The sequence below is a fragment of the Scandinavium sp. UTDF21-P1B genome (assembly GCF_040750395.1).
Lineage (GTDB): Bacteria > Pseudomonadota > Gammaproteobacteria > Enterobacterales > Enterobacteriaceae > Scandinavium.
This window is the reverse complement of sequence record NZ_JBFLVD010000010.1, coordinates 23,636-45,644: the sequence shown is the minus strand read 5'-3', so window position 1 is coordinate 45,644 and position 22,009 is coordinate 23,636. Positions and strand designations below refer to the sequence as shown.

18 protein-coding genes, 2 tRNA genes and 2 other RNA genes are annotated in these 22,009 nt (G+C 54.6%); 11 read left to right on the top strand and 11 right to left on the bottom strand.

Annotated features, from left to right (window positions below; genetic code table 11):
- Positions 1-68 precede the first annotated feature (68 nt).
- Positions 69-695, bottom strand: coding sequence for a thymidine kinase (gene tdk / locus AB1287_RS05830; protein WP_435617220.1), 627 nt, complete (start codon positions 693-695; stop codon positions 69-71).
- A gap of 557 nt (positions 696-1,252) precedes the next feature.
- Here tdk and hns point away from each other — a divergent pair.
- Positions 1,253-1,663 carry a histone-like nucleoid-structuring protein H-NS gene (gene hns / locus AB1287_RS05825; RefSeq protein ID WP_312625781.1) on the top strand — a complete coding sequence of 137 codons (411 nt, stop codon included), beginning with the start codon at positions 1,253-1,255 and terminating at the stop codon, positions 1,661-1,663.
- 169 nt (positions 1,664-1,832) lie between these two features.
- On the opposite strand, the gene galU is transcribed toward hns, so the two are convergent.
- The 3 genes from galU to rssA form a co-directional block, all read right to left on the bottom strand.
- Entirely contained in the window at positions 1,833-2,741 is a 909-nt protein-coding gene (gene galU, locus AB1287_RS05820) for a UTP--glucose-1-phosphate uridylyltransferase GalU (RefSeq protein WP_312625782.1), read from the bottom strand.
- 196 nt (positions 2,742-2,937) lie between these two features.
- Entirely contained in the window at positions 2,938-3,951 is a 1,014-nt protein-coding gene (rssB, locus tag AB1287_RS05815) for a two-component system response regulator RssB (protein WP_435617219.1), read from the bottom strand.
- Between the two features lie 89 nt (positions 3,952-4,040).
- Positions 4,041-4,952, bottom strand: coding sequence for a patatin-like phospholipase RssA (rssA, locus tag AB1287_RS05810; RefSeq protein ID WP_312625785.1), 912 nt, complete (start codon positions 4,950-4,952; stop codon positions 4,041-4,043).
- 112 nt (positions 4,953-5,064) lie between these two features.
- Between rssA and AB1287_RS05805 the strand changes: the two genes are divergently transcribed.
- The 6 genes from AB1287_RS05805 to AB1287_RS05780 all read left to right on the top strand — a co-directional run bounded on the left by AB1287_RS05805 (position 5,065) and on the right by AB1287_RS05780 (position 7,110).
- Positions 5,065-5,523: a YchJ family protein gene (locus AB1287_RS05805; RefSeq protein ID WP_312625786.1), complete on the top strand. Its 459-nt coding sequence runs from the start codon at positions 5,065-5,067 to the stop codon at positions 5,521-5,523.
- Positions 5,524-5,569: 46 nt separating this feature from the next.
- Complete coding sequence (gene purU / locus AB1287_RS05800) at positions 5,570-6,412, top strand: formyltetrahydrofolate deformylase (protein WP_435617218.1); 843 nt, start codon at positions 5,570-5,572, stop codon at positions 6,410-6,412.
- Between the two features lie 152 nt (positions 6,413-6,564).
- Positions 6,565-6,649: transfer RNA gene (locus tag AB1287_RS05795), tRNA-Tyr, on the top strand.
- A gap of 43 nt (positions 6,650-6,692) precedes the next feature.
- A non-coding RNA gene (locus AB1287_RS05790) (RtT sRNA) lies at positions 6,693-6,824 on the top strand.
- 26 nt (positions 6,825-6,850) lie between these two features.
- Positions 6,851-6,935, top strand: a tRNA-Tyr gene (locus AB1287_RS05785).
- Positions 6,936-6,978: 43 nt separating this feature from the next.
- Positions 6,979-7,110, top strand: a non-coding RNA gene (locus tag AB1287_RS05780) — RtT sRNA.
- A 173-nt stretch (positions 7,111-7,283) separates the two neighbouring features.
- Here the strand turns inward: AB1287_RS05780 and AB1287_RS05775 are convergent.
- A complete protein-coding gene (locus tag AB1287_RS05775) occupies positions 7,284-7,727 on the bottom strand; it encodes an Lrp/AsnC family transcriptional regulator (RefSeq protein ID WP_435617217.1) in 444 nt (147 codons plus the stop codon).
- 107 nt (positions 7,728-7,834) lie between these two features.
- Between AB1287_RS05775 and AB1287_RS05770 the strand changes: the two genes are divergently transcribed.
- Positions 7,835-8,731: a DMT family transporter gene (locus AB1287_RS05770; protein ID WP_312625790.1), complete on the top strand. Its 897-nt coding sequence runs from the start codon at positions 7,835-7,837 to the stop codon at positions 8,729-8,731.
- On the opposite strand, the gene narI is transcribed toward AB1287_RS05770, so the two are convergent.
- From narI to AB1287_RS05745, 5 genes are all read right to left on the bottom strand, one after another.
- Positions 8,732-9,409, bottom strand: coding sequence for a respiratory nitrate reductase subunit gamma (narI, locus tag AB1287_RS05765; protein ID WP_435617216.1), 678 nt, complete (start codon positions 9,407-9,409; stop codon positions 8,732-8,734).
- Positions 9,409-10,119, bottom strand: a complete 711-nt coding sequence (gene narJ, locus AB1287_RS05760; protein ID WP_312625792.1) for a nitrate reductase molybdenum cofactor assembly chaperone — start codon at positions 10,117-10,119, stop codon at positions 9,409-9,411. Before narJ ends, narI begins: the two co-directional genes overlap by 1 nt.
- Positions 10,116-11,651, bottom strand: coding sequence for a nitrate reductase subunit beta (gene narH / locus AB1287_RS05755; protein ID WP_435617215.1), 1,536 nt, complete (start codon positions 11,649-11,651; stop codon positions 10,116-10,118). Before narH ends, narJ begins: the two co-directional genes overlap by 4 nt.
- Entirely contained in the window at positions 11,648-15,391 is a 3,744-nt protein-coding gene (locus tag AB1287_RS05750) for a nitrate reductase subunit alpha (RefSeq protein WP_312625794.1), read from the bottom strand. Before AB1287_RS05750 ends, narH begins: the two co-directional genes overlap by 4 nt.
- A gap of 376 nt (positions 15,392-15,767) precedes the next feature.
- Positions 15,768-17,159: a NarK family nitrate/nitrite MFS transporter gene (locus tag AB1287_RS05745; protein ID WP_435617214.1), complete on the bottom strand. Its 1,392-nt coding sequence runs from the start codon at positions 17,157-17,159 to the stop codon at positions 15,768-15,770.
- Between the two features lie 311 nt (positions 17,160-17,470).
- Between AB1287_RS05745 and narX the strand changes: the two genes are divergently transcribed.
- Both narX and narL read left to right on the top strand, forming a co-directional pair.
- Complete coding sequence (narX, locus tag AB1287_RS05740) at positions 17,471-19,267, top strand: nitrate/nitrite two-component system sensor histidine kinase NarX (protein ID WP_435617213.1); 1,797 nt, start codon at positions 17,471-17,473, stop codon at positions 19,265-19,267.
- Positions 19,260-19,910, top strand: coding sequence for a two-component system response regulator NarL (gene narL / locus AB1287_RS05735; protein WP_312625798.1), 651 nt, complete (start codon positions 19,260-19,262; stop codon positions 19,908-19,910). Before narX ends, narL begins: the two co-directional genes overlap by 8 nt.
- Here narL and AB1287_RS05730 read toward each other — a convergent pair.
- On the bottom strand, positions 19,907-21,310 hold the full coding sequence (locus tag AB1287_RS05730; RefSeq protein ID WP_436799821.1) for a YchO/YchP family invasin: 1,404 nt from the start codon (positions 21,308-21,310) through the stop codon (positions 19,907-19,909). The two genes, narL and AB1287_RS05730, sit on opposite strands and share 4 nt — an antisense overlap.
- Positions 21,311-21,452: 142 nt before the next feature.
- Between AB1287_RS05730 and AB1287_RS05725 the strand changes: the two genes are divergently transcribed.
- Positions 21,453-22,004: a YbhB/YbcL family Raf kinase inhibitor-like protein gene (locus AB1287_RS05725; RefSeq protein ID WP_435617212.1), complete on the top strand. Its 552-nt coding sequence runs from the start codon at positions 21,453-21,455 to the stop codon at positions 22,002-22,004.
- Positions 22,005-22,009 lie beyond the last annotated feature (5 nt).

Here is a 22,009-nt window from a genome sequence, read left to right as displayed (position 1 = left end):
TTAAAGCCTGAAAATAAAAACCCGCCAATTGGCGGGTTTTTTTATGGCTCAGAAATAGATAAAAAACGTTAAGCTTCTGCCTTTCCTCTCACCCGCTGCTGAATCGTGCTAAGCGACCCTTCCTGCAGGGCTTCTTTATAGTGCTTACGGCAAACAGAGACATAGCGCTCGTTTCCACCGATGACCACCTGCTCGCCTTCATTATATGGGCGGCCTTCCTGATCAAGACGAAGAACCATGCTGGCTTTACGTCCACAAAAACAGATAGTTTTTAACTCCACCAGTTTATCTGACCAGGAGAGCAAGTACTGGCTGCCAATAAACAGCTCACCGCGGAAATCCGTACGCAGACCATAACACAACACAGGAATATCCAGCTCGTCTACCACCTCTGACAACGCGTAGACCTGCTCACGGGTCAGGAACTGGCTCTCATCAACCAGAACGCAGTGTACAGGCGTCTGAGCGTTTTCGGCGGCGATATCATCAAACAGGGAGGTCTGTGGGTTATAAAGCTTTGCCGGGGACGACAGTCCGATACGGGAGCTAACCTTGCCAGCTCCAAACCTGTCATCAATTTCAGCGGTATAAACCAGGGTGCGCATGCCACGCTCCTGGTAATTGTAAGAGGACTGTAACAATGCAGTGGACTTCCCCGCGTTCATCGCAGAGTAGTAGAAATAAAGCTGTGCCATTAGAAGCATCACCTCAATCGTCGTGATTTAATGGCACGAATTGTACCATATTCACAATCGATTTCAGCGCATCTGCTCGCGGCATTCAGGCGTTCAACCAGGCAAAATATTAAGTTCTTCTTATCTATAATAACAAATGGATAGGTGTTTACACTGCCACTTTTGCTTAAGAGGATCCTGAGAAAATGGTTCCAGCAAGTCGCAGATTCCGCAAAAGAGTTTAGTCAGGTGATGATTCAGGTTCTATCGAATAGTGAGAAATTTCCTTTATGCTGCCAGTCTAATACGAATGACCGATATTTGGCTTAACAAGATATATACACGAAGGGTAACAAGCAAAAAGAACATACTTTGTAAGGGTGTTCTTAAGATTGCCCCCAGGCAATAAGCCCCCAGGATGTGAAGTGGCGCGTAAAATTTAACTTTGCCTTATTATTCGTTGCGCTAAATAAGGGATATTTTTAGTTCCTTACAATCCCCCCTATTGCACATCTGAAATTAACGCTCTATTATTACCTCAACAAACCACCCCACAATATAAGTTTGAGAATACTACAATGAGCGAAGCACTTAAAATTTTGAACAACATCCGTACTCTTCGTGCGCAGGCAAGAGAATGCACCCTGGAAACGCTCGAAGAAATGCTGGAGAAATTAGAAGTTGTTGTTAACGAGCGTCGTGAAGAAGAAAGCGCGGCGGCGGCTGAAGTTGAAGAGCGTACTCGTAAACTGCAACAATACCGTGAAATGCTGATTGCCGATGGCATTGACCCAAATGAACTGCTGAACAGCATTGCTGCAGCAAGCAAATCTGGTGCAAAAGCTAAACGTGCTGCACGTCCGGCAAAATATAGCTACGTTGATGAAAACGGCGAAACCAAAACCTGGACCGGCCAGGGTCGTACCCCGGCAATCATCAAAAAAGCAATGGACGAGCAAGGTAAATCTCTCGACGATTTCCTGATCTAATCTTTGTTTCTGGCTTCTGCCATTGTTGAAAATCCCGCTTCGCGGGATTTTTTTTATCCTGCCATTGCTGTATTCCGCGCCTTTTGCTTAGTTTTAAAGCAAACTCAACGCCAGGCAATAAAAAACCGGGACCTTTTCAGCGCCCCGGTTGATACGGCTCAGTAGTGAATTACTTACCTGTGCCGACAGTTTCTTCCAGCCAGGCTTTAAAATCAGCACCCAGTGAATTATGGCGGATACCATATTCAACGAACGCACGCATATAGCCGAGCTTATTCCCACAGTCGTGGCTCTTACCTTTCATGTGGTAAGCTTCAACGGTTTCTTTTTCGATAAGCATATCGATAGCGTCGGTCAGCTGGATCTCATCCCCGGCTCCCGGAGGCGTTTTCGCCAGCAGTGGCCAGATTTCTGCGCTCAGAACGTAACGACCTACGACAGCGAGATTAGACGGCGCCACGTCAGCTTTTGGCTTCTCAACCACACCCACCATCGGTACGCTGTCGCCCGGATTCAGCGTTTCGCCTTTGCAGTCAACCACGCCGTACGCGGTCACGTCTTCAACAGGTTCAACCATGATCTGGCTTGCACCGGTTTCATCAAAACGTTTAATCATTTCCGCCAGGTTATCGCGGGACAGATCGGACTCATATTCATCCAGAATGACGTCTGGCAGAATAACCGCTACAGGCTCATTACCGACAACAGGGTGAGCACACAGCACCGCGTGACCCAGACCTTTCGCCAGCCCTTGACGGACCTGCATAATAGTAACGTGCGGCGGGCAAATTGACTGTACTTCTTCCAGGAGCTGGCGCTTAACGCGTTTTTCCAGCATCGCTTCAAGTTCAAAACTGGTATCAAAATGGTTTTCGATAGAGTTTTTAGACGAATGGGTTACCAGCACAATTTCAGTAATGCCTGCGGCAATACATTCATTGACAACATACTGAATTAATGGCTTGTCAACCAGCGGCAGCATTTCCTTTGGAATCGCTTTCGTCGCGGGCAACATCCTGGTGCCCAATCCCGCTACCGGGATTACGGCCTTAGTGACTTTTGAATTTAATGCAGCCATTGAAATCTCCTGAACTGTTCAACTTTTGAACGTGCTCGTTAATTAATAACGCGTTGAGTATATCAGTACCGACTGAGCAGCCTGGTCTGAAAAGGACACGTTAACCTTGAATTAGGATTTTACGCATAAAACCTGCTGATAGTACCACCACTGTCTGAAAGCGCAGACTCAATATCCGCGCATTCTGACTAATTGTTCATTCCGCAGACAACATTAAGCGTAAGCGACCACCAGCCCCCCAAATTTGGCACTGCCACGATTCACAGCGCTGGCTAATTTGGTTTAAATAAGCATTACCCAGTGTGCCTAAAGGCACACCGTTGCTGATCTGTATTTGATGCTCACCGGTGTTAAGGGTGCCATTAAGTCCCGCAGAGACGAGAATCAGATTTTTAATTCCGCTGTGGTAATACCCGACCAGCAGAGGGAACTGTCCGGGTAAATTGGCCTGACGCAACAATTGATTGACCTGTTTAAGCAGACTGCCTAATTCAGGCAGACGCTGCCCTTCATGCGCAAGCTGTTCCTGCAGCAGCCCATTAAAGAGTGCGCGCAGAAGAAGTGCGGCTAAAACACCATTATCCCCCGCTCGCGTCACGTCAAGACAATAAAAAGCCAGATCTTTATCTGAAAGTGGTGCAATATCGAGCACCAGGCCGGGATTATCCGCCGCCACAAGTTGACGATAATTAATTCGACAATGCGAAATAACCTGCTGGACAGGTGGCTGAAGCTCCTGAAGTAATTTTGCTGCCGCCGATGAATTATTCACCAGCGCATCCCAGTCCTCGAATAAACGTTCTTCCTCTTCCACGCGGGAATTGAACATGGTGGGATAAAGGCAGGAAAAAACCGTCTCACGCAGCCGGTTCAGGTCTTTAACGGGTTTCAGCAGCACATCCTGAACACCAAGCCGAAGGGCTTTGGCAATATCCGCCATGTTTTCAGTGGCAGAAATAACCAGAATCGGCAGCTGCTTGCCATTGTTACGCAGAAATTCGATCAGTTTGAGACCATTCATCCGCGGCATGGCGATGTCGCAAATCATCAGGTCAGGGCTCAACGTCGCCATTTTTTCCAGGGCATCCACGCCATCTTCGGCCAGGGCGGTGTTTGCGCCCAGCGATGAAAGCCACGAATCCAACAGTGAGCGGAAAACAGGTTCGTCTTCGACGATAAGAATCAGTTTTCCCGCCAATGGCTGCGTCATGGTATCTCCCCTGACAAACGATAAGTAAATAGTGGCACGCTATTCGCGCTATCGCCTGTCAGATTTTGCTGAAGTCATCGAAAAATGCCCTAACTCTGGCTCCGGACCAACGGTAAAAGTTCGTCCATTTTTTTCTCAACCGAGAGCTGTCCTGCGGCAATGGCCGCGGGCGCACGGTGGAAGTCGAGCGTCGAAATTTGTGGGCAAAAAGGTTGCAACAGGATATCCGGCGGGTCACCCGCCATACGGTTGCGTTTTAATCGGTTTTCCAGCACCTGAATGGAGGTCGTCATGATCTCCATAGCCGTGGGGGTAATAGCCGTCCGGCGCGATGTCATCCGCCCTAGCCGCGCCCGAAAACGTTCGTGCCAAGTGAGCGATTCATCATTTTCTGAAGACTGTTGATCGGGCTGAAGGTTCACGGACAGCAGATCTTGTTGCATTAAATGCGCGTCATGCTGCAAATCGACAGCAATGACAATATCGGCACCCAGCGCTCGCGTGAGCGAAACCGGTACCGGATTGACCACCGCGCCATCAACCAGCCAGTAGCCATTGTGCATAACCGGAGACATCAGTCCAGGGATACTGCAAGAGGCGCGCACGGCAAGGTGTAGATCGCCCTCGGTGAACCAGAGTTCACGACCCGTGCTGAGATTGGTGGCGATGGTTGCAAAGCGCCGTTCGCAGGACTCAATAGTATCGACAGGAATCAGCTGGCGAAAGTGGCTGAAAACACGCTCACCGCGAAGCAGTCCACCGCGTCGCCAGGAGAGATCCATCAACCTCAATACGTCCCATGAACTGAAGGAGCAGACCCATTTTTCCAGGACAGATAAGCGATCGCAGGCATAAGCTGCACCCACCAGCGAACCGATGGAACATCCGGCAACGACATCAATTTCAATGCCCATTTTCTGCAACGCTTTGATGACACCAATATGTGACCATCCGCGCGCGGCACCCGAACCTAAGGCCAGGCCAATTTTTAGCTTTCTCATTCCTGCCTGTGTTGAACCCCATTACCAACGTAGCCACATCGCCACTGCTCAGTTACCATATTTGCCGCCGGCGCAGTTGCGTCTCTTTTTCAACATCCACGGGAAGGCATTTATGCATTCACTTTGCCCCTGCGGCAGCGCTCTGGAGTATAGCCTATGTTGCCAGCGATATCTTTCAGGAAGCGAACTGCCCCTAACTCCCTCGCAGCTCATGCGTTCACGCTACAGCGCTTTTGTCATGAAAGACGCCGATTACCTGCTCAGCACCTGGCATCCGTCCTGTGAGCCTCAGGCCTTTCGTCACGATCTTGAACAAAGCTTCTCGGGCACCGAATGGCTTGGGCTGACGATTTTCGCCGCCGACGAAGGCAAGACGCCCAATGAAGGCTATGTCAGCTTCGTTGCCCGCTTTCGTGAACATAACAAGAGTGGTGCGCTGATTGAGCGTTCAAGATTCTTAAAAGAAAATGGACAATGGTATTACATTGATGGTACACGTCCTCTGATTGGCCGCAACGACCCATGTCCCTGCGGCTCGGGTAAAAAGTTTAAAAAATGCTGCGGTCAATGAGGCCGCACACAGTACAGCAAACACCGTCTACAGGATTTCCCTCGCAATGCACTCATTACAACGAAAAGTGTTGCGTACAATCTGCCCCGATCAAAAAGGGCTGATCGCACGTATTACCAACATCTGCTACAAGCACGAGCTGAACATCGTGCAAAACAACGAGTTTGTCGATCATCGAACTGGCCGCTTTTTTATGCGTACCGAGCTGGAGGGGATCTTCAACGATGCCACGCTGCTGGCAGACCTCGATAGCGCATTGCCTGAAGGCTCAATCCGCGAGCTGACCCCTGCGGGCCGCCGTCGCGTCGTGATTCTGGTGACCAAAGAGGCGCACTGTCTGGGCGATCTGCTGATGAAGGCCAACTACGGCGGTCTTGACGTCGAAATTGCCGCCGTTATTGGCAACCACGACACGCTGCGCTCGCTGGTGGAAAAATTCGACGTGCCTTTCCAGTTGGTCAGCCATGAGGGGCATACCCGTGAAGAGCACGATGCGCTGATGGCCGACGCTATTGATGCTTATCAGCCAGATTACGTGGTACTGGCAAAATACATGCGCGTCCTGACGCCAGCCTTTGTGTCCCGCTTCCCGAACAAAATCATCAATATTCACCACTCGTTCCTGCCAGCTTTCATTGGTGCACGTCCTTATCAACAGGCCTACGATCGCGGTGTGAAAATTATCGGCGCTACTGCGCACTACGTGAACGACAACCTGGATGAAGGCCCGATTATTATGCAGGACGTCATTCATGTCGATCACACCTATACCGCCGAAGATATGATGCGTGCCGGCCGTGACGTGGAAAAAAATGTGCTTAGCCGTGCGCTATACCAGGTGCTGGCTCAGCGCGTGTTTGTCTACGGCAACCGAACGATCATTCTGTAAAGGCAAAATGCGCTGTAGTGCTTTTAAACGTTACGCGTAAAAAGTACGCAAACGGTTCATTTTCCTGAAAGGAAGGCTTTACAGGGGCGCATCATTTGATATGATGCGCCCCGCTTCCAGACAGAAGCAGGCCAGTAAAAGCATTACCCCGTGGTGGGGTTCCCGAGCGGCCAAAGGGAGCAGACTGTAAATCTGCCGTCATCGACTTCGAAGGTTCGAATCCTTCCCCCACCACCATTATTCACCACAGCAATGTGGTAACACCGATGAGAAGATGTGAAGTTTGCACTTATCGGGAAGGGTGAGAACCTTCGGTTAAGGTTCGACTCTCGCGACAGCGAGAGAACGTTGCCAAAGGCAACGGCCCGAAGGGTGAGGAGCGAAGCGACGAATAATCCTTCCCCTACCACCATCATCGCTCAAGAAGTTCATACCCCTGGCGGGGTTCCCGAGCGGCCAAAGGGAGCAGACTGTAAATCTGCCGTCATCGACTTCGAAGGTTCGAATCCTTCCCCCGCCACCATTTCGCATTAAGCATCCAGTTCAATCTCAAACGCCAAAGCTAATTTTTCTCCGTACGGGGAAGGATGAGAAGCTTCGACCAAGGTTCGATTCGAACGCAGTGAGAAAGCGTTGCCTCAGGCAACGACCCGAAGGGTGAGTCGCTTTCGCGACGAGTCATCCTTCCCCCGCCACCCTCTCCTTATAAAGCCTCTCAGCTAACTCAATGCCTGGAATCACTTAGCATTCCGTAGCGAGAAGGATTTTTCACGCCATACTTTCCCGGTGGCACTCCGTTTTACCGGCTACAAATACGCACTGTCACCGTAGGCACGGTAAGGCGAAGCCGCCACCGGGCGGAAATCAGCCCTTAAACCCCAGGCAACCGCCGCCCAACAGGCGAACTCTTCACAATCGACGTATTGGACTGCGCCAGCTCTGAGAGTCCATCAAGCAGCGTGTCCAACTGACCGATATCCTTCACGACCAGCCTGGCCACAAAGCAGTCCTCCCCGGTTACCTTGTCGCATTCAATGCATTGCGTCATCGCCTGGAGATATCTCTCCACTTTGAGCAGCGCGCCAGGTAGCGGTTTGACCCGGACCAGCGCCTGCAAGGTATAGCCCAGCGCGGCCAGGTTCACTTTGGCGCTGTATCCCTCAATGACGCCCCGCTCTTCCAGACGCTTGAGCCGCTCAGCGGTACTTGGTGACGTCAGCCCGACGTGGGCACTCAACACTTTCAGCGATACCCGGGCATCTTTCGTCAGACAGGCAATAATTGCCTGGTCGATATCATCGATAAGGAAATCCATCGTATTGGCCTTATTTAAAAAAGAAAAAACTCACTTTTACCTTATATCAAATCTGTAACCGCAGGAGCGGATTTCACACAATAATGCCATCAACTGTGGAGGCGTCTATGTGTGAACGTAATACAGGTATCTGGCAAATGAGCCTGGCAATGCTTATCTCGGGGTCAATTGGCGTTTTTGTGTTGCTCTCAGGCCTGCCCGTGATCGACGTGGTGTTCTGGCGATGTGCCGTTGGTGCCGTCGCCCTTCTGCTCTTTATTATCCTCAGCAGGCAACCCTTCAGCCGTTTAACCCGTAAAACCTTGCTTCTGGCGATCGCTGGCGGCATCGCGCTTGTGATTAACTGGCTGCTGCTGTTTGCCGCCTACGGGCAAATTTCCATCGGCATGTCGACCGTGGTCTACAACACCCAACCGTTTATGCTGGTGCTGATGGGAATGGCTTTCGGTGAACGGGTCGCGCTGGTGAAATGGGGTTGGCTGGTGCTGGCGTTTGTGGGCGTCGTGGTTCTGCTGTCGAGCGAACTCACCCACCACAACGCCCATCTCTTTACCGGCATTATGCTGGCGCTCGGCGCCGCATTCTTCTATGCCCTGACGGCGATGATTGCCCGTCGGCTTCATCCGCTTCCGCCGCAGCATATCGCGTTGATTCAGGTTCTGACGGGAGTTGTCATGCTGCTACCGCTCGCCCACTTTACCCACCTTTCTGTAGCCTCCCCCTGGGGAATCCTGTTGACGCTTGGGATCGTGCATACGGGCATTATGTATCAGCTGTTGTACAGCGCCATTCAGAAGCTGCCCACGCCCATTATTGGCTCGCTCTCTTTTATTTACCCACTGGTGGCGATTGCGGTTGATGCAGCGGTGTTCGGCCACACGCTGAATGCGGTGCAGATGTTCGGGGGAATACTCATTCTGCTGGCGGCGGCGGGCAATAATCTGGGCTGGGGCACAAAGAAAAAGGCCCCGCATTCGCAGGGCCTTGAACAGAAAGCGCGTTGATCAGCGACGGGCGCGAACAATCTGGTATTTGCGTGTCAGGTACTCTACTGGCACGCTCCAGATATGCACCAGGCGCGAGAACGGGAACAGCAGGAACAGCGTCATCCCCAGCACCAGGTGCATACGGAAGATAAACGCTACGCCGTCCAGGTGAGCCGATGCGCCGCCGTGGAAGGTCACCACGGATTGCGCCCAACCTACCAGCTTCATCATTTCGCTGCCGTCCATATGCTGAGCGGAGAAAGGAATCGTCAGCAGACCGAGCAGGCACTGAATCACCAGTACGGACATGACCAGAATGTCTGCCCCGGTGGTGGTTGCCCGCACGCGCGGATTGAACAGACGGCGCTTCAGCAGCAATACGCCGCCGACCAGGCACATAACGCCAGCAGCACCGCCGCCAAACATCGCCATCTTCTGCTTCACTTCCAGCGGCAGCCAGGCCTCATACATCCAGTGCGGAGTCAGCATCCCGAAGGCATGACCGGCAATCACACCGAGGATCCCAAGGTGGAACAGATTTGAGGCCAGATTCATTCCTTTTTTGTCGAGCATCTGGCTCGATCCCGCACGCCAGCTGTACTGCCCGTAATCGTAACGCAACCAGCTTCCGACCAGGAATACGGTCCCGGCGATATACGGATAAATGTCAAAGAAGAACATATTCAGGAAGTGCATTAGCGCTCTCCTCCAGTAGAGATATCCAGATACTGCGGTGCAACCGCGCCCGCAAAGCGACGCTGATGGGCGGTGATGTCTGAATCCGCACATCCCTGGTCGGCGAAGAATTTCACCTGCTCTTCTTCCCAGACCGCATCCAGCGCCTGCGGCGTATCATCACGGGCTTCGTCAGCAATTTGTTCCGCCATCTTCCTGCTGTCCACTTCTGTACTGGCAAGCTTAAGCAGCACATCAAACAGCACAGCATAATGGCTTTCGCGCTGCTCCAGTCGTGCCTTCAGCAGTGCCAGAATCGGAGCGATATCCTGCAGGCCGCCAATCGCGTCTTCGCGCGGCAGCTGAGCCAGATACTCCAGATAGAGCGGCAGGTGATCCGGCAGCTCGCGGCTGTCGAGTTCTAACCCATGCTGAGAATACTGAGCCATCAGGTCGACCATTGCCTGGCCACGATCGCGGGATTCACCGTGCACGTGTTCGAACAGCAGCAGAGAAGTCGCGCGGCCACGATCGAACAGCTCGCTGTAGGCGGCCTGCACGTCGAGCAGATCTTTTTGCATCAGGTCGCGAACGAACACGCACAGCGATTGGGCATCTTCCTTCGCCAGCACGTCAGACTCTGCCAGCGCCTCATTAAGCTCCTGCTGATGCTGCCACAGGGCAGCATCCGGGTATTCCAGCAGGCGGGAGACAATCATCAGTTCTTTCATGACCGACGCTCCGTTTTGCTGGTCACATCGATGGCATCGATACGACGGCTGTTGAAGAGGTTGTACGAGCTATCGGAGCCGTGGCAACCGTCGCCGAAGCTAAAGCCGCAGCCGCTTTTCTCAGGGAATGCATCGCGGGCCAGCTCACGATGGCTGCTCGGTACCACAAAGCGATCTTCGTAGTTAGCGATCGCCAGATAACGGTACATTTCCTGCGCCTGCGCTTCCGTCAGACCGACTTCTTCCAGCGCGGAGGTGTCGTTCACGCCGTCAACGGCTTCAGCACGCTTGTAGTGACGCATCGCCAGCATACGCTTCAGGGCGCGCAGCACCGGCGTGGTGTCGCCCGCAGTCAGCATATTCGCCAGGTACTGCACAGGAATGCGCAGGCTGTCGACGTCCGGCAGAATGCCGTTGCTGCCAATCTCACCCGCGTCCGCCGCGGACTGAATTGGCGACAGAGGCGGCACGTACCAGACCATTGGCAGAGTACGGTATTCCGGGTGCAGCGGCAGAGCGAGCTTCCAGTCCATCGCCATTTTGTACACCGGCGACTGCTGGGCGGCGTCGATAACGCTCTGTGGAATGCCCTGTTTGAGCGCTTCTTCAATCACTTTTGGATCGTTCGGATCGAGGAATACGTCCAGCTGACGCTGATAGAGATCTTTCTCGCTCTCGGTGCTCGCCGCCTGCTCAATCGCGTCTGCGTCATACAGCAGCACGCCGAGGTAGCGGATACGCCCCACGCAGGTTTCGGAGCAGACGGTCGGCTGACCGGCTTCGATACGCGGATAGCAGAAGATGCACTTCTCGGATTTACCGCTCTTCCAGTTGAAGTAGATCTTCTTGTACGGGCAGCCGGTGATGCACATACGCCAGCCGCGGCACTTGTCCTGGTCGATCAGCACGATGCCGTCTTCTTCACGCTTGTAAATCGCACCGCTCGGGCAGGTCGCTACACACGCCGGGTTCAGGCAGTGTTCGCACAGGCGCGGCATGTACATCATGAAGGTGTTTTCGAACTGGCCGTACATCTCCTTCTGGATGTTCTCGAAGTTTTTATCACGGGAGAGCTTTTCAAATTCGCCGCCCAGATCGTCTTCCCAGTTCGGGCCCGCGGTGATTTTGTCCATACGCTGGCCGGTAATCAGCGAGCGAGGACGGGCAATCGGCTGATGCTTGCTCTCGCCTGCTTTGTGCAGCGTCTGGTAGTCGAAATCAAACGGCTCGTAGTAGTCATCGATGCCCGGCAGATGCGGGTTGGCGAAAATTTTCCCCAGCAGCAGCGCTTTGTTACCCATGCGCGGCACCAGTTTGCCGTTGATTTTACGGATCCAGCCGCCTTTCCATTTCTCCTGGTTTTCCCAGTCGTTCGGGAAACCGAGGCCCGGCTTGGTTTCGACGTTATTGAACCACGCGTATTCTACGCCTTCGCGGCTGGTCCAGACGTTTTTACAGGTGACTGAACAGGTATGACAGCCGATGCATTTGTCGAGATTCAGCACCATGCCGACTTGTGAACGAATCTTCATTTTACGCTCTCCTGTACCTGGTCATTACCTTCACCGTCTAACCAGTCAATGTTCTTCATCTTACGTACCACTACGAACTCATCACGGTTAGAGCCGACGGTGCCGTAGTAGTTAAAGCCGTACGCCAGCTGCGCATAGCCGCCAATCATATGGGTAGGTTTCGGCGTAATACGCGTGACGGAGTTATGAATACCGCCGCGCTGCTGAGTAATTTCAGAGCCAGGCAGGTTCACGATACGTTCCTGCGCGTGATACATCATGGTCATCCCGGCCGGTACACGCTGGCTCACTACCGCACGTGCGGTCAGCGCGCCGTTGCTGTTAAACACTTCGATCCAGTCGTTATCTTCGATACCCAGGTCTTTAGCATCCGCCTCGCTCATCCAGACGATCGGACCGCCGCGACCCAGGGTCAGCATCAGCAGGTTATCGCTGTAGGTGGAGTGGATGCCCCATTTCTGGTGCGGCGTCAGGAAGTTCAGCGCCTTTTCAGGGTTGCCGTTGGACTTCTGACCCATGACCTCTTTCACCGAACGCGTATCAATTGGCGGACGATAAACCAGCAGGCTCTCACCAAAATCACGCATCCACTGGTGATCCTGATACAGAGACTGACGACCTGACAGAGTACGCCATGGGATCAGCTCATGAACGTTGGTGTAGCAGGCGTTATAAGAGACATGCTCATCTTCCAGGCCCGACCAGGTTGGGCTGGAGATAATTTTGCGCGGCTGAGCCTGAATATCGCGGAAGCGAATTTTCTCTTCCTCTTTATTCACCGCCAGATGCGTAAGGTCGCGCCCGGTAAACTCGCTCAGCGCCGCCCACGCTTTCACCGCCACCTGACCGTTCGTTTCCGGCGCCAGAGTCAGGATCATCTCGGCGGCATCGATTGCCGTATTCAGCATTGGCTGGCCTTTGGCCGGGCCTTCCGCTTTGGTGTAATTAAGCTTGCGCAGCAGATCCATTTCGCTCTGGGTGTTCCAGGCGATGCCCTTGCCGCCGTTGCCGATTTTTTCCATTAGCGGGCCGATGGAGGTAAAGCGCTCATACGTTGCCGGATAGTCGCGCTCGACGGTCATAATGTGCGGCGCGGTTTTCCCTGGGATCAGGTCGCATTCGCCTTTCTTCCAGTCTTTCACGTCCAGCGGCTGGGCCAGCTCTGCCGCAGAGTCATGCTGAATTGGCAGCGTAACGACGTCGGTTTCTTTGCCCAGATGACCCACGCAGACTTCGGAGAATTTCTTCGCGATCGCTTTGTAGATTTCCCAGTCGCTTTTTGATTCCCAGGCCGGATCAACGGCCGCAGACAGCGGATGAATAAACGGATGCATATCCGAGGTATTCATATCGTCTTTTTCATACCAGGTCGCGGTCGGCAGCACGATGTCGGAGAACAGGCAGGTGCTTGACAGACGGAAGTCCAGCGTCACTACCAGATCCAGTTTGCCGTCGAGGCCGTTGTCCACCCATTCCACTTCTTCTGGCTTCATGCCGCCCTGCACGCCCAGGTCTTTGCCCTGAATGCCGTGTTCGGTACCCAGCAGGTACTTCAGCATGTATTCATGACCTTTACCGGAGGAGCCCAGCAGGTTTGAACGCCAGATAAACATGTTGCGCGGGTGGTTTTTACCGTTGTCCGGACGCTCGGAGGCGAAATGCATCGAGCCCTCTTTCAGGGATTTCACGGTGAAATCGACCGGAGACATGCCCGCTTTTTCCGCTTCCGCTTTGATGGTCAGCGGGTTGGTGCCGAGCTGCGGCGCAGACGGCAGCCAGCCCATACGCTCCGCACGCACGTTGAAGTCGAGCAGATGGCCGCTGTAGCGGGATTTATCCGCCATCGGTGACAGCAGCTCCTGCGCGGTTACGGTTTCGTAACGCCACTGGCTTGAATGGTTATAGAAATAGGAGGTGCTGTTCATGTGACGAGGCGGACGGTTCCAGTCCAGCGCAAACGCCAGCGGAGTCCAGCCGGTCTGCGGACGCAGCTTTTCCTGGCCCACGTAGTGCGCCCAGCCGCCGCCGCTCTGTCCAACGCAGCCGCAGAAGATCAGCATATTGATGATCCCGCGATAGTTCATATCGAGGTGATACCAGTGGTTCAGACCGGCACCAACGATGATCATCGAACGACCGTGCGTTTTATCAGCGTTATCCGCAAATTCGCGCGCGGTACGAATGATCTGCGCACGGGATACACCGGTGATTTTTTCTGCCCAGGCTGGCGTGTAAGCTTTCACATCGTCGTAGCTGGTGGCGCAGTTATCATCACCGAGGCCGCGATCCAGACCGTAGTTCGCCATAGTCAGATCGTAAACGGTGGTCACCAGCTGAGTGGTGCCATCAGCCATCTGAATACGTTTTACCGGCAGCTTATGCAGCAGGATGTTTTCCAGCTCGACGCTGGCAAAGTGCTCGGTGCCATCGCCGCCGAAGTACGGGAAGCCCACTTCGGCAATCTCGTCGTGGCTGCCAAGCATGGAGAGACGCAGCTGAACTTCTTCGCCGCTTTTGCCATCACGCTGCTCGAGGTTCCATTTGCCTTTGTCGCCCCAGCGGAAGCCGATGGAGCCGTTTGGTACGGTCATTTCGCCGTTGTCATTAAAGGCAACGGTTTTCCATTCAGGATTCTGTTCCTGGCCCAGACCGTCAACGAGGTCAGAGGCTCGGAGCATACGGCCTGCGGCGTAGAAACCCTCACGCTCTTCCAGCGCCACCAGCATCGGCATATCAGTGTAGCGACGCACGTAGTCGGTGAAGTACTGGCTTGGTTTATCGAGGTGGAATTCACGCAGCATGACGTGGCCCATCGCCAGCGCCATCGCGGCATCGGTACCCTGCTTCGGCGCCAGCCACAGATCGCACAGCTTGGCGATTTCGGCATAGTCCGGCGTCACCGCAACGGTTTTAGTACCTTTGTAGCGAACTTCAGTGAAGAAGTGGGCATCCGGCGTACGGGTCTGCGGGACGTTCGAGCCCCAGGCAATGATGTACGAGGAGTTGTACCAGTCAGCAGATTCCGGCACGTCGGTCTGCTCGCCCCACGTCTGCGGAGAAGCAGGCGGCAGGTCACAGTACCAGTCGTAGAAGCTCAGGCAGGTGCCACCAAGCAGGGAAAGGTAACGCGCGCCTGCGGCGTAAGACACCATCGACATCGCCGGAATTGGCGAGAAGCCCGCGACGCGGTCAGGACCGTAGGTTTTGACGGTATAGACGTTAGACGCGGCAATCAGCTCGTTCACTTCCTGCCAGGAGGAGCGAACGAATCCGCCGCGGCCGCGCGCCTGTTTGAAGCTTTTCGCTTTATCGGCATCTTCAATGATGGATGCCCAGGCGTTAACTGGATCCGGGTGTTGTACTTTTGCCTCACGCCACATTTTCATCAGGCGTTTGCGCATCAGCGGATATTTCAGACGGTTGGCGCTGTAGAGATACCAGGAGTAGCTCGCTCCACGCGGACAGCCGCGAGGCTCGTGATTTGGCAGGTCTGGGCGAGTGCGCGGATAGTCGGTCTGCTGGGTTTCCCAGGTTACCAGGCCGTTTTTGACGTAGATTTTCCAGCTGCATGACCCGGTGCAGTTTACACCGTGGGTGGAGCGTACCACCTTGTCATGCTGCCAGCGCTGGCGGTATCCATCTTCCCAGTCCCGGTTAGTTTCCAGAAGCTGACCGTGCCCATCGGCAAAAGTTTCGCCCTTCTGCTTGAAGTAGCGAAACCGGTCCAGAAATTTGCTCATCGGGTTTCTCCTGTTTGGAGCCTGTTGGCTCTCTGATAAATCGACATTGCAACAATTGCGGCGAAGGTAACCCTCTGAAAGAGGTTGAGAATTGATGGCGATCAAGGCGGGCCGGAATGCAAAAGTGCGCAAAGCCAGGAGATACCCATAAAGTATTAGTGAATTTTATTTTTTATCTGTCTGTTTTTAAATGGTTTTTATCAATATGCATTCAAAAGCACTGAGCTTCAGCAGGGTGATAGTTATTAAGTGGTATTAGGGAGTGAGACGACGGGAAGGATGGCTGACATGAATCAACAAAAGCAGCGGAGCCCGGTGCGCTCAACGCAAAAAAAAGGGCGCAATCTCTCGCGCCCTGATAATCAAAAAGTCAGACTTATTTTTTTGTTTTACGCCCGTATACCGCCCAGGTGATGACCACACAGGCAATATAGAACACGAGGAAAATTTTCATTGCGCCAGCCGGAGAGCCAGTCATATCCAGCGAGATACCGAAAGATTTCGGGATAAAGAAGCCGCCGACGGCGCCAATAGCAGAGATAAAGCCCAGTGCCGCTGCGGTATCCGTTGCTGCTTCACGCAGCGCATGCTCTTCGCTGCCGCCCTGCGCTTTCACACGATCCATGGTCAGCTTACGGAAGATGACGGAGATCATCTGGAAGGTGGAGGCGCTTCCCAGACCGGCCGTCACGAACAGGCCCATGAAGACCGTGAAGAACGCCACGAAGTTACCACCCTGGCCGTTGGTTGGCAGCGTCAGGAACAGGAGTGCCGTGAAGATGGCCATCGCAATAAAGTTAATCAGCGTCACGCGGGTTCCGCCCAGGCGGTCAGAAATGCCGCCGCCGAGGGAACGCGCCAGCGCGCCGACAAACGGTCCGAAGAAGGCAAAGTGCAGAATGTTCACATTCGGGAACTGGGTTTTAGACAGCATCGCAAACCCGGCAGAGAAACCAATAAACGAGCCAAAAGTCGCCAGATAAAGCACCGCCATGATCCACAGATGGCCGCGCTTAAGCACCGGCAGCTGCTCGCTGAGGGACGCTTTAGACGCAGACAGGTCGTTCATACCGAACCAGGCCGCGAGGGTGAAGACGATCAGGAACGGAACCCAAATCCATGCTGCGTTTTCAAGGAAAAGCGTTGAGCCGTTCGGCTGTGCAACGCCATTACCACCAAAAATAGCGAAGATGGACATGCCGACGACCAGCGGCGCTACGAGCTGCATTACGCTCACGCCCATGTTACCGAGGCCACCGTTAACGCCGAGCGCACCGCCCTGCTTCTCTTTCGGGAAGAAGAAGCTAATGTTTGCCATGCTGGAGGCAAAGTTAGCGCCCGCGAAACCGCACAGCAGCGAGATGATCATGAAGACGCTGAACGGCGTGGTCGGGTCCTGCACGGCAAAACCCAGCCACACGCAGGGTATGATCATGATCCCGGTGCTGAATGCCGTCCAGCGGCGACCGCCAAAGATAGGCACCATAAACGCGTAAGGCACACGCAGCAGCGCACCGGAAAGGCCCGGCAGCGCGGTCAGCATAAACAGCTGATCGGTTGAGAAGTTGAAACCAACTTTATTGAGGTTTACCGCAACGGCACTGAACAACATCCAGACGCAGAACGCGAGAAGCAAACAGGGAACTGAAATCCACAGGTTGCGGCTGGCTACGCGGTGACCGCGAGTTTGCCAGAAGGCCGGGTCTTCAGGGCGCCAGTCAGTAATGACGGCGCCTGTATCCTTTTCCGAAGCGGAAGTGTGACTCATATAAACCTCTAATGATGGTGTGATATGCCGCCACATTAGGGTTTACGCGCCAGGGTAAGTTGATATAAATCAAAGGAAAATGGAACATATTCCGGGCTGAAAAATCGACCTCATCCTTAATGAGTACGTATAATCAATTAAAAAACTGTGGTTTTTCACGCTGCTTTTGCATGTCTAACCCCTTCCCACTGAGTTCCTGCCACTCCCGGCAATTAAGAGGTAATCCTTTATAGGTATGGGTATACTCCAGGTGATATCCGAGAATAAGCCACACGCCCGGATGGTATCCCCGGTCAGGAGCCCTGCTGCCGATGTTCAAACGTCTTTTTACCCCGCTGACGCTGGTCAATCAACTGGCGCTTATCGTTTTGCTGTCCACCGCGATTGGCGTGACGGGCATGGCGATCTCTGCCCGCCTGGTTCATGGCGTACAGGGCAGCGCCCATGCCATCAATAAGGCAGGCTCCCTGCGTATGCAGAGCTATCGCCTGCTGGCGGCCATTCCGCTGCATGACGCCGACCAGAAGCTGTTCGATGAGATGAACCGGACGGTCACCAGCCCGGAGCTGATTGAATCCGCCCGCCGCGATGGCCAGCAGCATCAGCTCGTGGCCCTGCAGCGCTACTGGCAGGCCGAGCTGGCCCCGAGCATGAAGCGAGCCAGCAGCCAGCAGCAGGTGGCCGGTGAAGTCGCAAGCTTTGTAAACCGCATCGACATGCTGGTCACCGCGTTTGACCATACCACTGAAAAGCGTATTCAGCACGTAGTGTGGGTACACCGGATGATGGCGCTGTGCATGGCGCTGCTATTAATCTTTACCATCGTCTGGCTGCGCGCACGTCTGCTGCACCCGTGGGAACAGCTGTTGCGCATGGCACGCGCCGTCAGCCAGCGTGATTTTACCCAACGCGCCAGAATCAGCGGCCGTAACGAAATGGCAACGCTCGGCATGGCGCTGAATAACATGTCGAAAGAGCTGGCGGAAAGCTACGCCGTGCTGGAGCAGCGGGTACAGGAAAAAACCGCGAATCTCGAGCATAAAAACGAAATTCTCGCCTTCCTCTGGCAGGCCAACCGCCGCCTTCACTCTCAGGCACCGCTGTGCGAACGCATCTCCCCGGTACTCAATGGCCTTCAGGGCCTGACGCTGCTGCGCGATATCGAAGTGCGGGTCTACGATATGGAAGATGAAGAAAACCATCAGGAGTTTAGCTGTCATTCAGAAATCGACTGCGATGACAAAGGCTGCTATCTCTGCCCGCGCAATCTTCCCTCCCTGCCCGGCGGCGGCATGACGCTGAAATGGCGGCTGACCGATACGCATAATCAGTACGGTATCCTGCTTGCCACTCTGCCCGCAGGTCGCCACCTGAGCCACGATCAGCAGCAATTGGTCGACACATTGGTTGAACAGCTGACCGCCACGCTCGCCCTCGACAGGCAGCAGGAGCGACAGCATCAGCTTATCGTCATGGAGGAGCGTGCCACTATCGCCCGCGAGCTCCACGACTCGATAGCCCAGTCGCTCTCCTGCATGAAGATGCAGGTCAGTTGCCTGCAAATGCAGGGGGATGAGCTGCCGGATGAAAGCCGCCAGCTGCTGAGCCAAATACGCAATGAGCTGAACACATCGTGGGCTCAGCTGCGGGAGTTGCTGACTACGTTCCGACTACAGTTAACCGAGCCGGGCCTGCGCCCTGCCCTTGAAGCAAGCTGCGAAGAGTACAGCGCCCGTTTCGGCTTCCCGGTGCAGCTCGACTACCAGTTACCGCCCCGCTTTGTGCCTTCGCATCAGGCCATTCATGCCCTACAGATTGCCCGCGAGGCTCTGAGCAATGCGCTCAAGCACGCCGAAGCCACCGCCGTCACCGTATCGGTGGCGCAGCATGACAACCAGGTGCGCCTGGTCGTAGCCGATAATGGCCGCGGCGTGCCGGACCAGGCCGAACGGCAAAATCATTACGGCTTAATCATCATGCGCGACCGCGCGCAGAGTCTACACGGCGACTGCCAGGTCAGACGTCGGGAATCCGGAGGCACCGAAGTTGTCGTCTCTTTCATTCCTGAAAAGCCGCGTCCACAACCCCAAGGAGACACCCATGAGTAATCAGGAACGCGCCACCATCCTGTTAATTGACGATCACCCCATGCTGCGCACCGGCGTCAAGCAGCTGATCAGCATGGCGCCCGATCTTCTGGTGGTCGGCGAGGCCAGCAACGGCGAACAGGGCATCGAGCTTGCAGAGTCCCTCGACCCGGATCTGGTGCTGCTCGATCTGAATATGCCCGGTATGAACGGTCTTGAAACCCTCGACAAACTGCGTGAGAAATCGCTTTCTGGCCGCGTGGTCGTGTTCAGCGTCTCCAACCATGAAGAAGATGTGGTGACCGCTCTTAAGCGCGGCGCGGATGGCTACCTGTTGAAAGATATGGAACCGGAAGATTTGCTGAAGGCGCTGCATCAGGCCGCCGCGGGCGAAATGGTACTGAGCGAAGCGCTGACCCCGGTGCTTGCCGCCAGCCTGCGCGCCAACCGTGCAACGTCAGACAGGGACATCAACCAGTTGACGCCACGCGAGCGCGACATCCTGAAGCTGATTGCTCAGGGTCTGCCGAACAAAATGATCGCCCGTCGCCTTGATATCACCGAGAGTACGGTCAAAGTGCACGTGAAGCATATGCTGAAAAAGATGAAGCTTAAATCCCGCGTTGAAGCGGCGGTGTGGGTACATCAGGAACGCATTTTCTAAGGCACCAGCAGCGAATCTGACGTCGCCGCAGGGAACGTGACCAGCGGCTCCGTCAGCGCCAACGTAATCGTATTCGACGACACGCGTTGCCCCTTTTCATCCTCCACCACCACCGACAAGCGCCAGCGATTCTGCGCGCCATCGCTGTAATCCCAGGCAGGCATAATTACCGTCCAGCCGTCGGTGCTGTTGCTGTTTTCCGGCCGGGTCAGGCTCAGCTTCTGACTGTCACCCTGCCAGCTCACCGACTTAATGCGGTATCGACTCCGCACCTGCAGCTTCAGCGCCACGCTTTCTCCGGGCTGAAGATCCCATGGCGGCGTAGCAAGAAATACGCTCAGGGTTTTACGTTGACGGTATTCCACAACGGGTAAATCACTGCGTTCCGGGCTGTCGTAGCGGCTGCCACGCAGCGAGGTAAAGGCCGCCACTTCGCTGGCCTCAAGCTGCTTCTTCAGCGGTACGCCAAAACGATAGTTGAGCTTCATACCGAGGTTATTCTGGCTGACGCCGCTTTCCCCCTGCTTGTGTTCTGCAGAAAACGTCATCAACGGCACCGGGGTATAAGCCAGCCCGAGCGAGACAGCCAGCGGATTGTGATAGCCGGTGCCTGAGTGGAACAGGTCGACGCTGTCGCCGTAGTACTGCTCAAAGCTGACGCTGGTGTTGAGATAACGGTAAAACGGCAGGCGCGCCTGGGCGGTGAGATCGTAGCCGCGCGCCATCCGGCTCTCCATCGTGTCGCTGTCGTCCCGCCAGCTGCTGAACGGCTGATAGTAATTCGCAGACAGGCGCAAGTATTGGCCCCAGGCTTCCGCGCCCAGGCCGCCGCGCTGAAGGTTGTCACCGGGCTGCACGTCATAAAAGGTGTTATAGCCCAGCAGCCAGTCACCGGCAATCCAGCGTTGTCCAAGGCCGAGACTGCTGACAAGTCCATCATCCTGCTGAGTGACGCCCACCTGGCTCCAGGTCAGGTAGCGGCTGTTGTCCTCAAGCGGAACAAACCAGCTGCCGTGACTGCCGGTGAACTTTCCTTCACCATTTACCCGCAGATCGGCGGAAGCATTGCCCCAGGGCGAGAGCCACGCATCGAGCTGTTGATTCACTTCATCATTAAGCTGATGGCTGAGTTTTTCGATGGCAAACAGACGCGCCTGGTCGCTGGCATCCAGCCCGTTATCCTGCATGCTGGCTTCGCCAAAGGCTTTCATCATTTCGGCGAGGTGCTTTTCACCCTCGTCATTATCCGTGACAATGCCGAGAGTCGGCAGCGTCTCCGGGGTTGTGTCAAAAGGATTTTTGGCCTGTTCGACAAAGTTCTGGCGGGCACCTGAAGCACCTCCTGCGACAGGCAAGAGTAAACAGAACAGCAGTTCAGGACGTGACAACAAAGACTTCAAAACGCAGCCGGGTTCCTTAAAAATCAGCAATCTCCTGTAATTTTAACGGTTTTCACCGTGCCTTTCAGCACCAGGGTAATTTTCAGGAAGATCCTTAAGCATCAGCTACAGTTAAACCACCCGCCCTGCATGAGATGCGCTTATGAATCGTACTCCCGGCATTATTGCTTTCACGGCACTGTTCGCCTGCATCGGCGCGCCCAGCGCCAGCGAATTGTTTATTCTGCAATCCCCGGCCTTCGCCGATAATGCCCTGCTCAACCGGACCTATGCCGGAAACGATGCAAAAAATGCCAACTGTCCCGGGAAAAACAGCTCACCGCCGCTGGTCTGGAGTAACGTGCCGCCGCAAACCCAAAGCCTGGCGCTGATCGTCCACGACCCGGAAGGCAATAAGGGCCTCGGCGTGACCCATCTGGTTGCCTATAACATTCCTGCGTCAACAACAGGATTTGCGCCGGACGCCTTAAGGGATGGCAAAGGCTTTACCGGCGGCAATAACACACCGGGTACTCATGCCTGGTACGGCCCTTGTCCGCCACCGGGTTCCGGAGCGCACCATTACACCTTCACGCTGATTGCCACCTCTTTACCGCCCACGCTGCCTGCGGGGCTAACGCGTGAAGCACTGTTTGAGCAACTGAAAGGCCACCAGCTCGCAGCCGCCGGACTGATTGGCCGTTTCGGGCAGTAGCCTGC

Excerpts from the sequence above, each read along its gene's own strand:
- tdk (WP_435617220.1), bottom strand. The coding sequence starts at position 695 with ATGGCACAGCTTTATTTCTACTACTCTGCGATGAACGCGGGGAAGTCC.
- hns (WP_312625781.1), top strand. The coding sequence starts at position 1,253 with ATGAGCGAAGCACTTAAAATTTTGAACAACATCCGTACTCTTCGTGCG.
- galU (WP_312625782.1), bottom strand. The coding sequence starts at position 2,741 with ATGGCTGCATTAAATTCAAAAGTCACTAAGGCCGTAATCCCGGTAGCG.
- rssB (WP_435617219.1), bottom strand. The coding sequence starts at position 3,951 with ATGACGCAGCCATTGGCGGGAAAACTGATTCTTATCGTCGAAGACGAA.
- rssA (WP_312625785.1), bottom strand. The coding sequence starts at position 4,952 with ATGAGAAAGCTAAAAATTGGCCTGGCCTTAGGTTCGGGTGCCGCGCGC.
- AB1287_RS05805 (WP_312625786.1), top strand. The coding sequence starts at position 5,065 with ATGCATTCACTTTGCCCCTGCGGCAGCGCTCTGGAGTATAGCCTATGT.
- purU (WP_435617218.1), top strand. The coding sequence starts at position 5,570 with ATGCACTCATTACAACGAAAAGTGTTGCGTACAATCTGCCCCGATCAA.
- AB1287_RS05775 (WP_435617217.1), bottom strand. The coding sequence starts at position 7,727 with ATGGATTTCCTTATCGATGATATCGACCAGGCAATTATTGCCTGTCTG.
- AB1287_RS05770 (WP_312625790.1), top strand. The coding sequence starts at position 7,835 with ATGTGTGAACGTAATACAGGTATCTGGCAAATGAGCCTGGCAATGCTT.
- narI (WP_435617216.1), bottom strand. The coding sequence starts at position 9,409 with ATGCACTTCCTGAATATGTTCTTCTTTGACATTTATCCGTATATCGCC.
- narJ (WP_312625792.1), bottom strand. The coding sequence starts at position 10,119 with ATGAAAGAACTGATGATTGTCTCCCGCCTGCTGGAATACCCGGATGCT.
- narH (WP_435617215.1), bottom strand. The coding sequence starts at position 11,651 with ATGAAGATTCGTTCACAAGTCGGCATGGTGCTGAATCTCGACAAATGC.
- AB1287_RS05750 (WP_312625794.1), bottom strand. The coding sequence starts at position 15,391 with ATGAGCAAATTTCTGGACCGGTTTCGCTACTTCAAGCAGAAGGGCGAA.
- AB1287_RS05745 (WP_435617214.1), bottom strand. The coding sequence starts at position 17,159 with ATGAGTCACACTTCCGCTTCGGAAAAGGATACAGGCGCCGTCATTACT.
- narX (WP_435617213.1), top strand. The coding sequence starts at position 17,471 with ATGTTCAAACGTCTTTTTACCCCGCTGACGCTGGTCAATCAACTGGCG.
- narL (WP_312625798.1), top strand. The coding sequence starts at position 19,260 with ATGAGTAATCAGGAACGCGCCACCATCCTGTTAATTGACGATCACCCC.
- AB1287_RS05725 (WP_435617212.1), top strand. The coding sequence starts at position 21,453 with ATGAATCGTACTCCCGGCATTATTGCTTTCACGGCACTGTTCGCCTGC.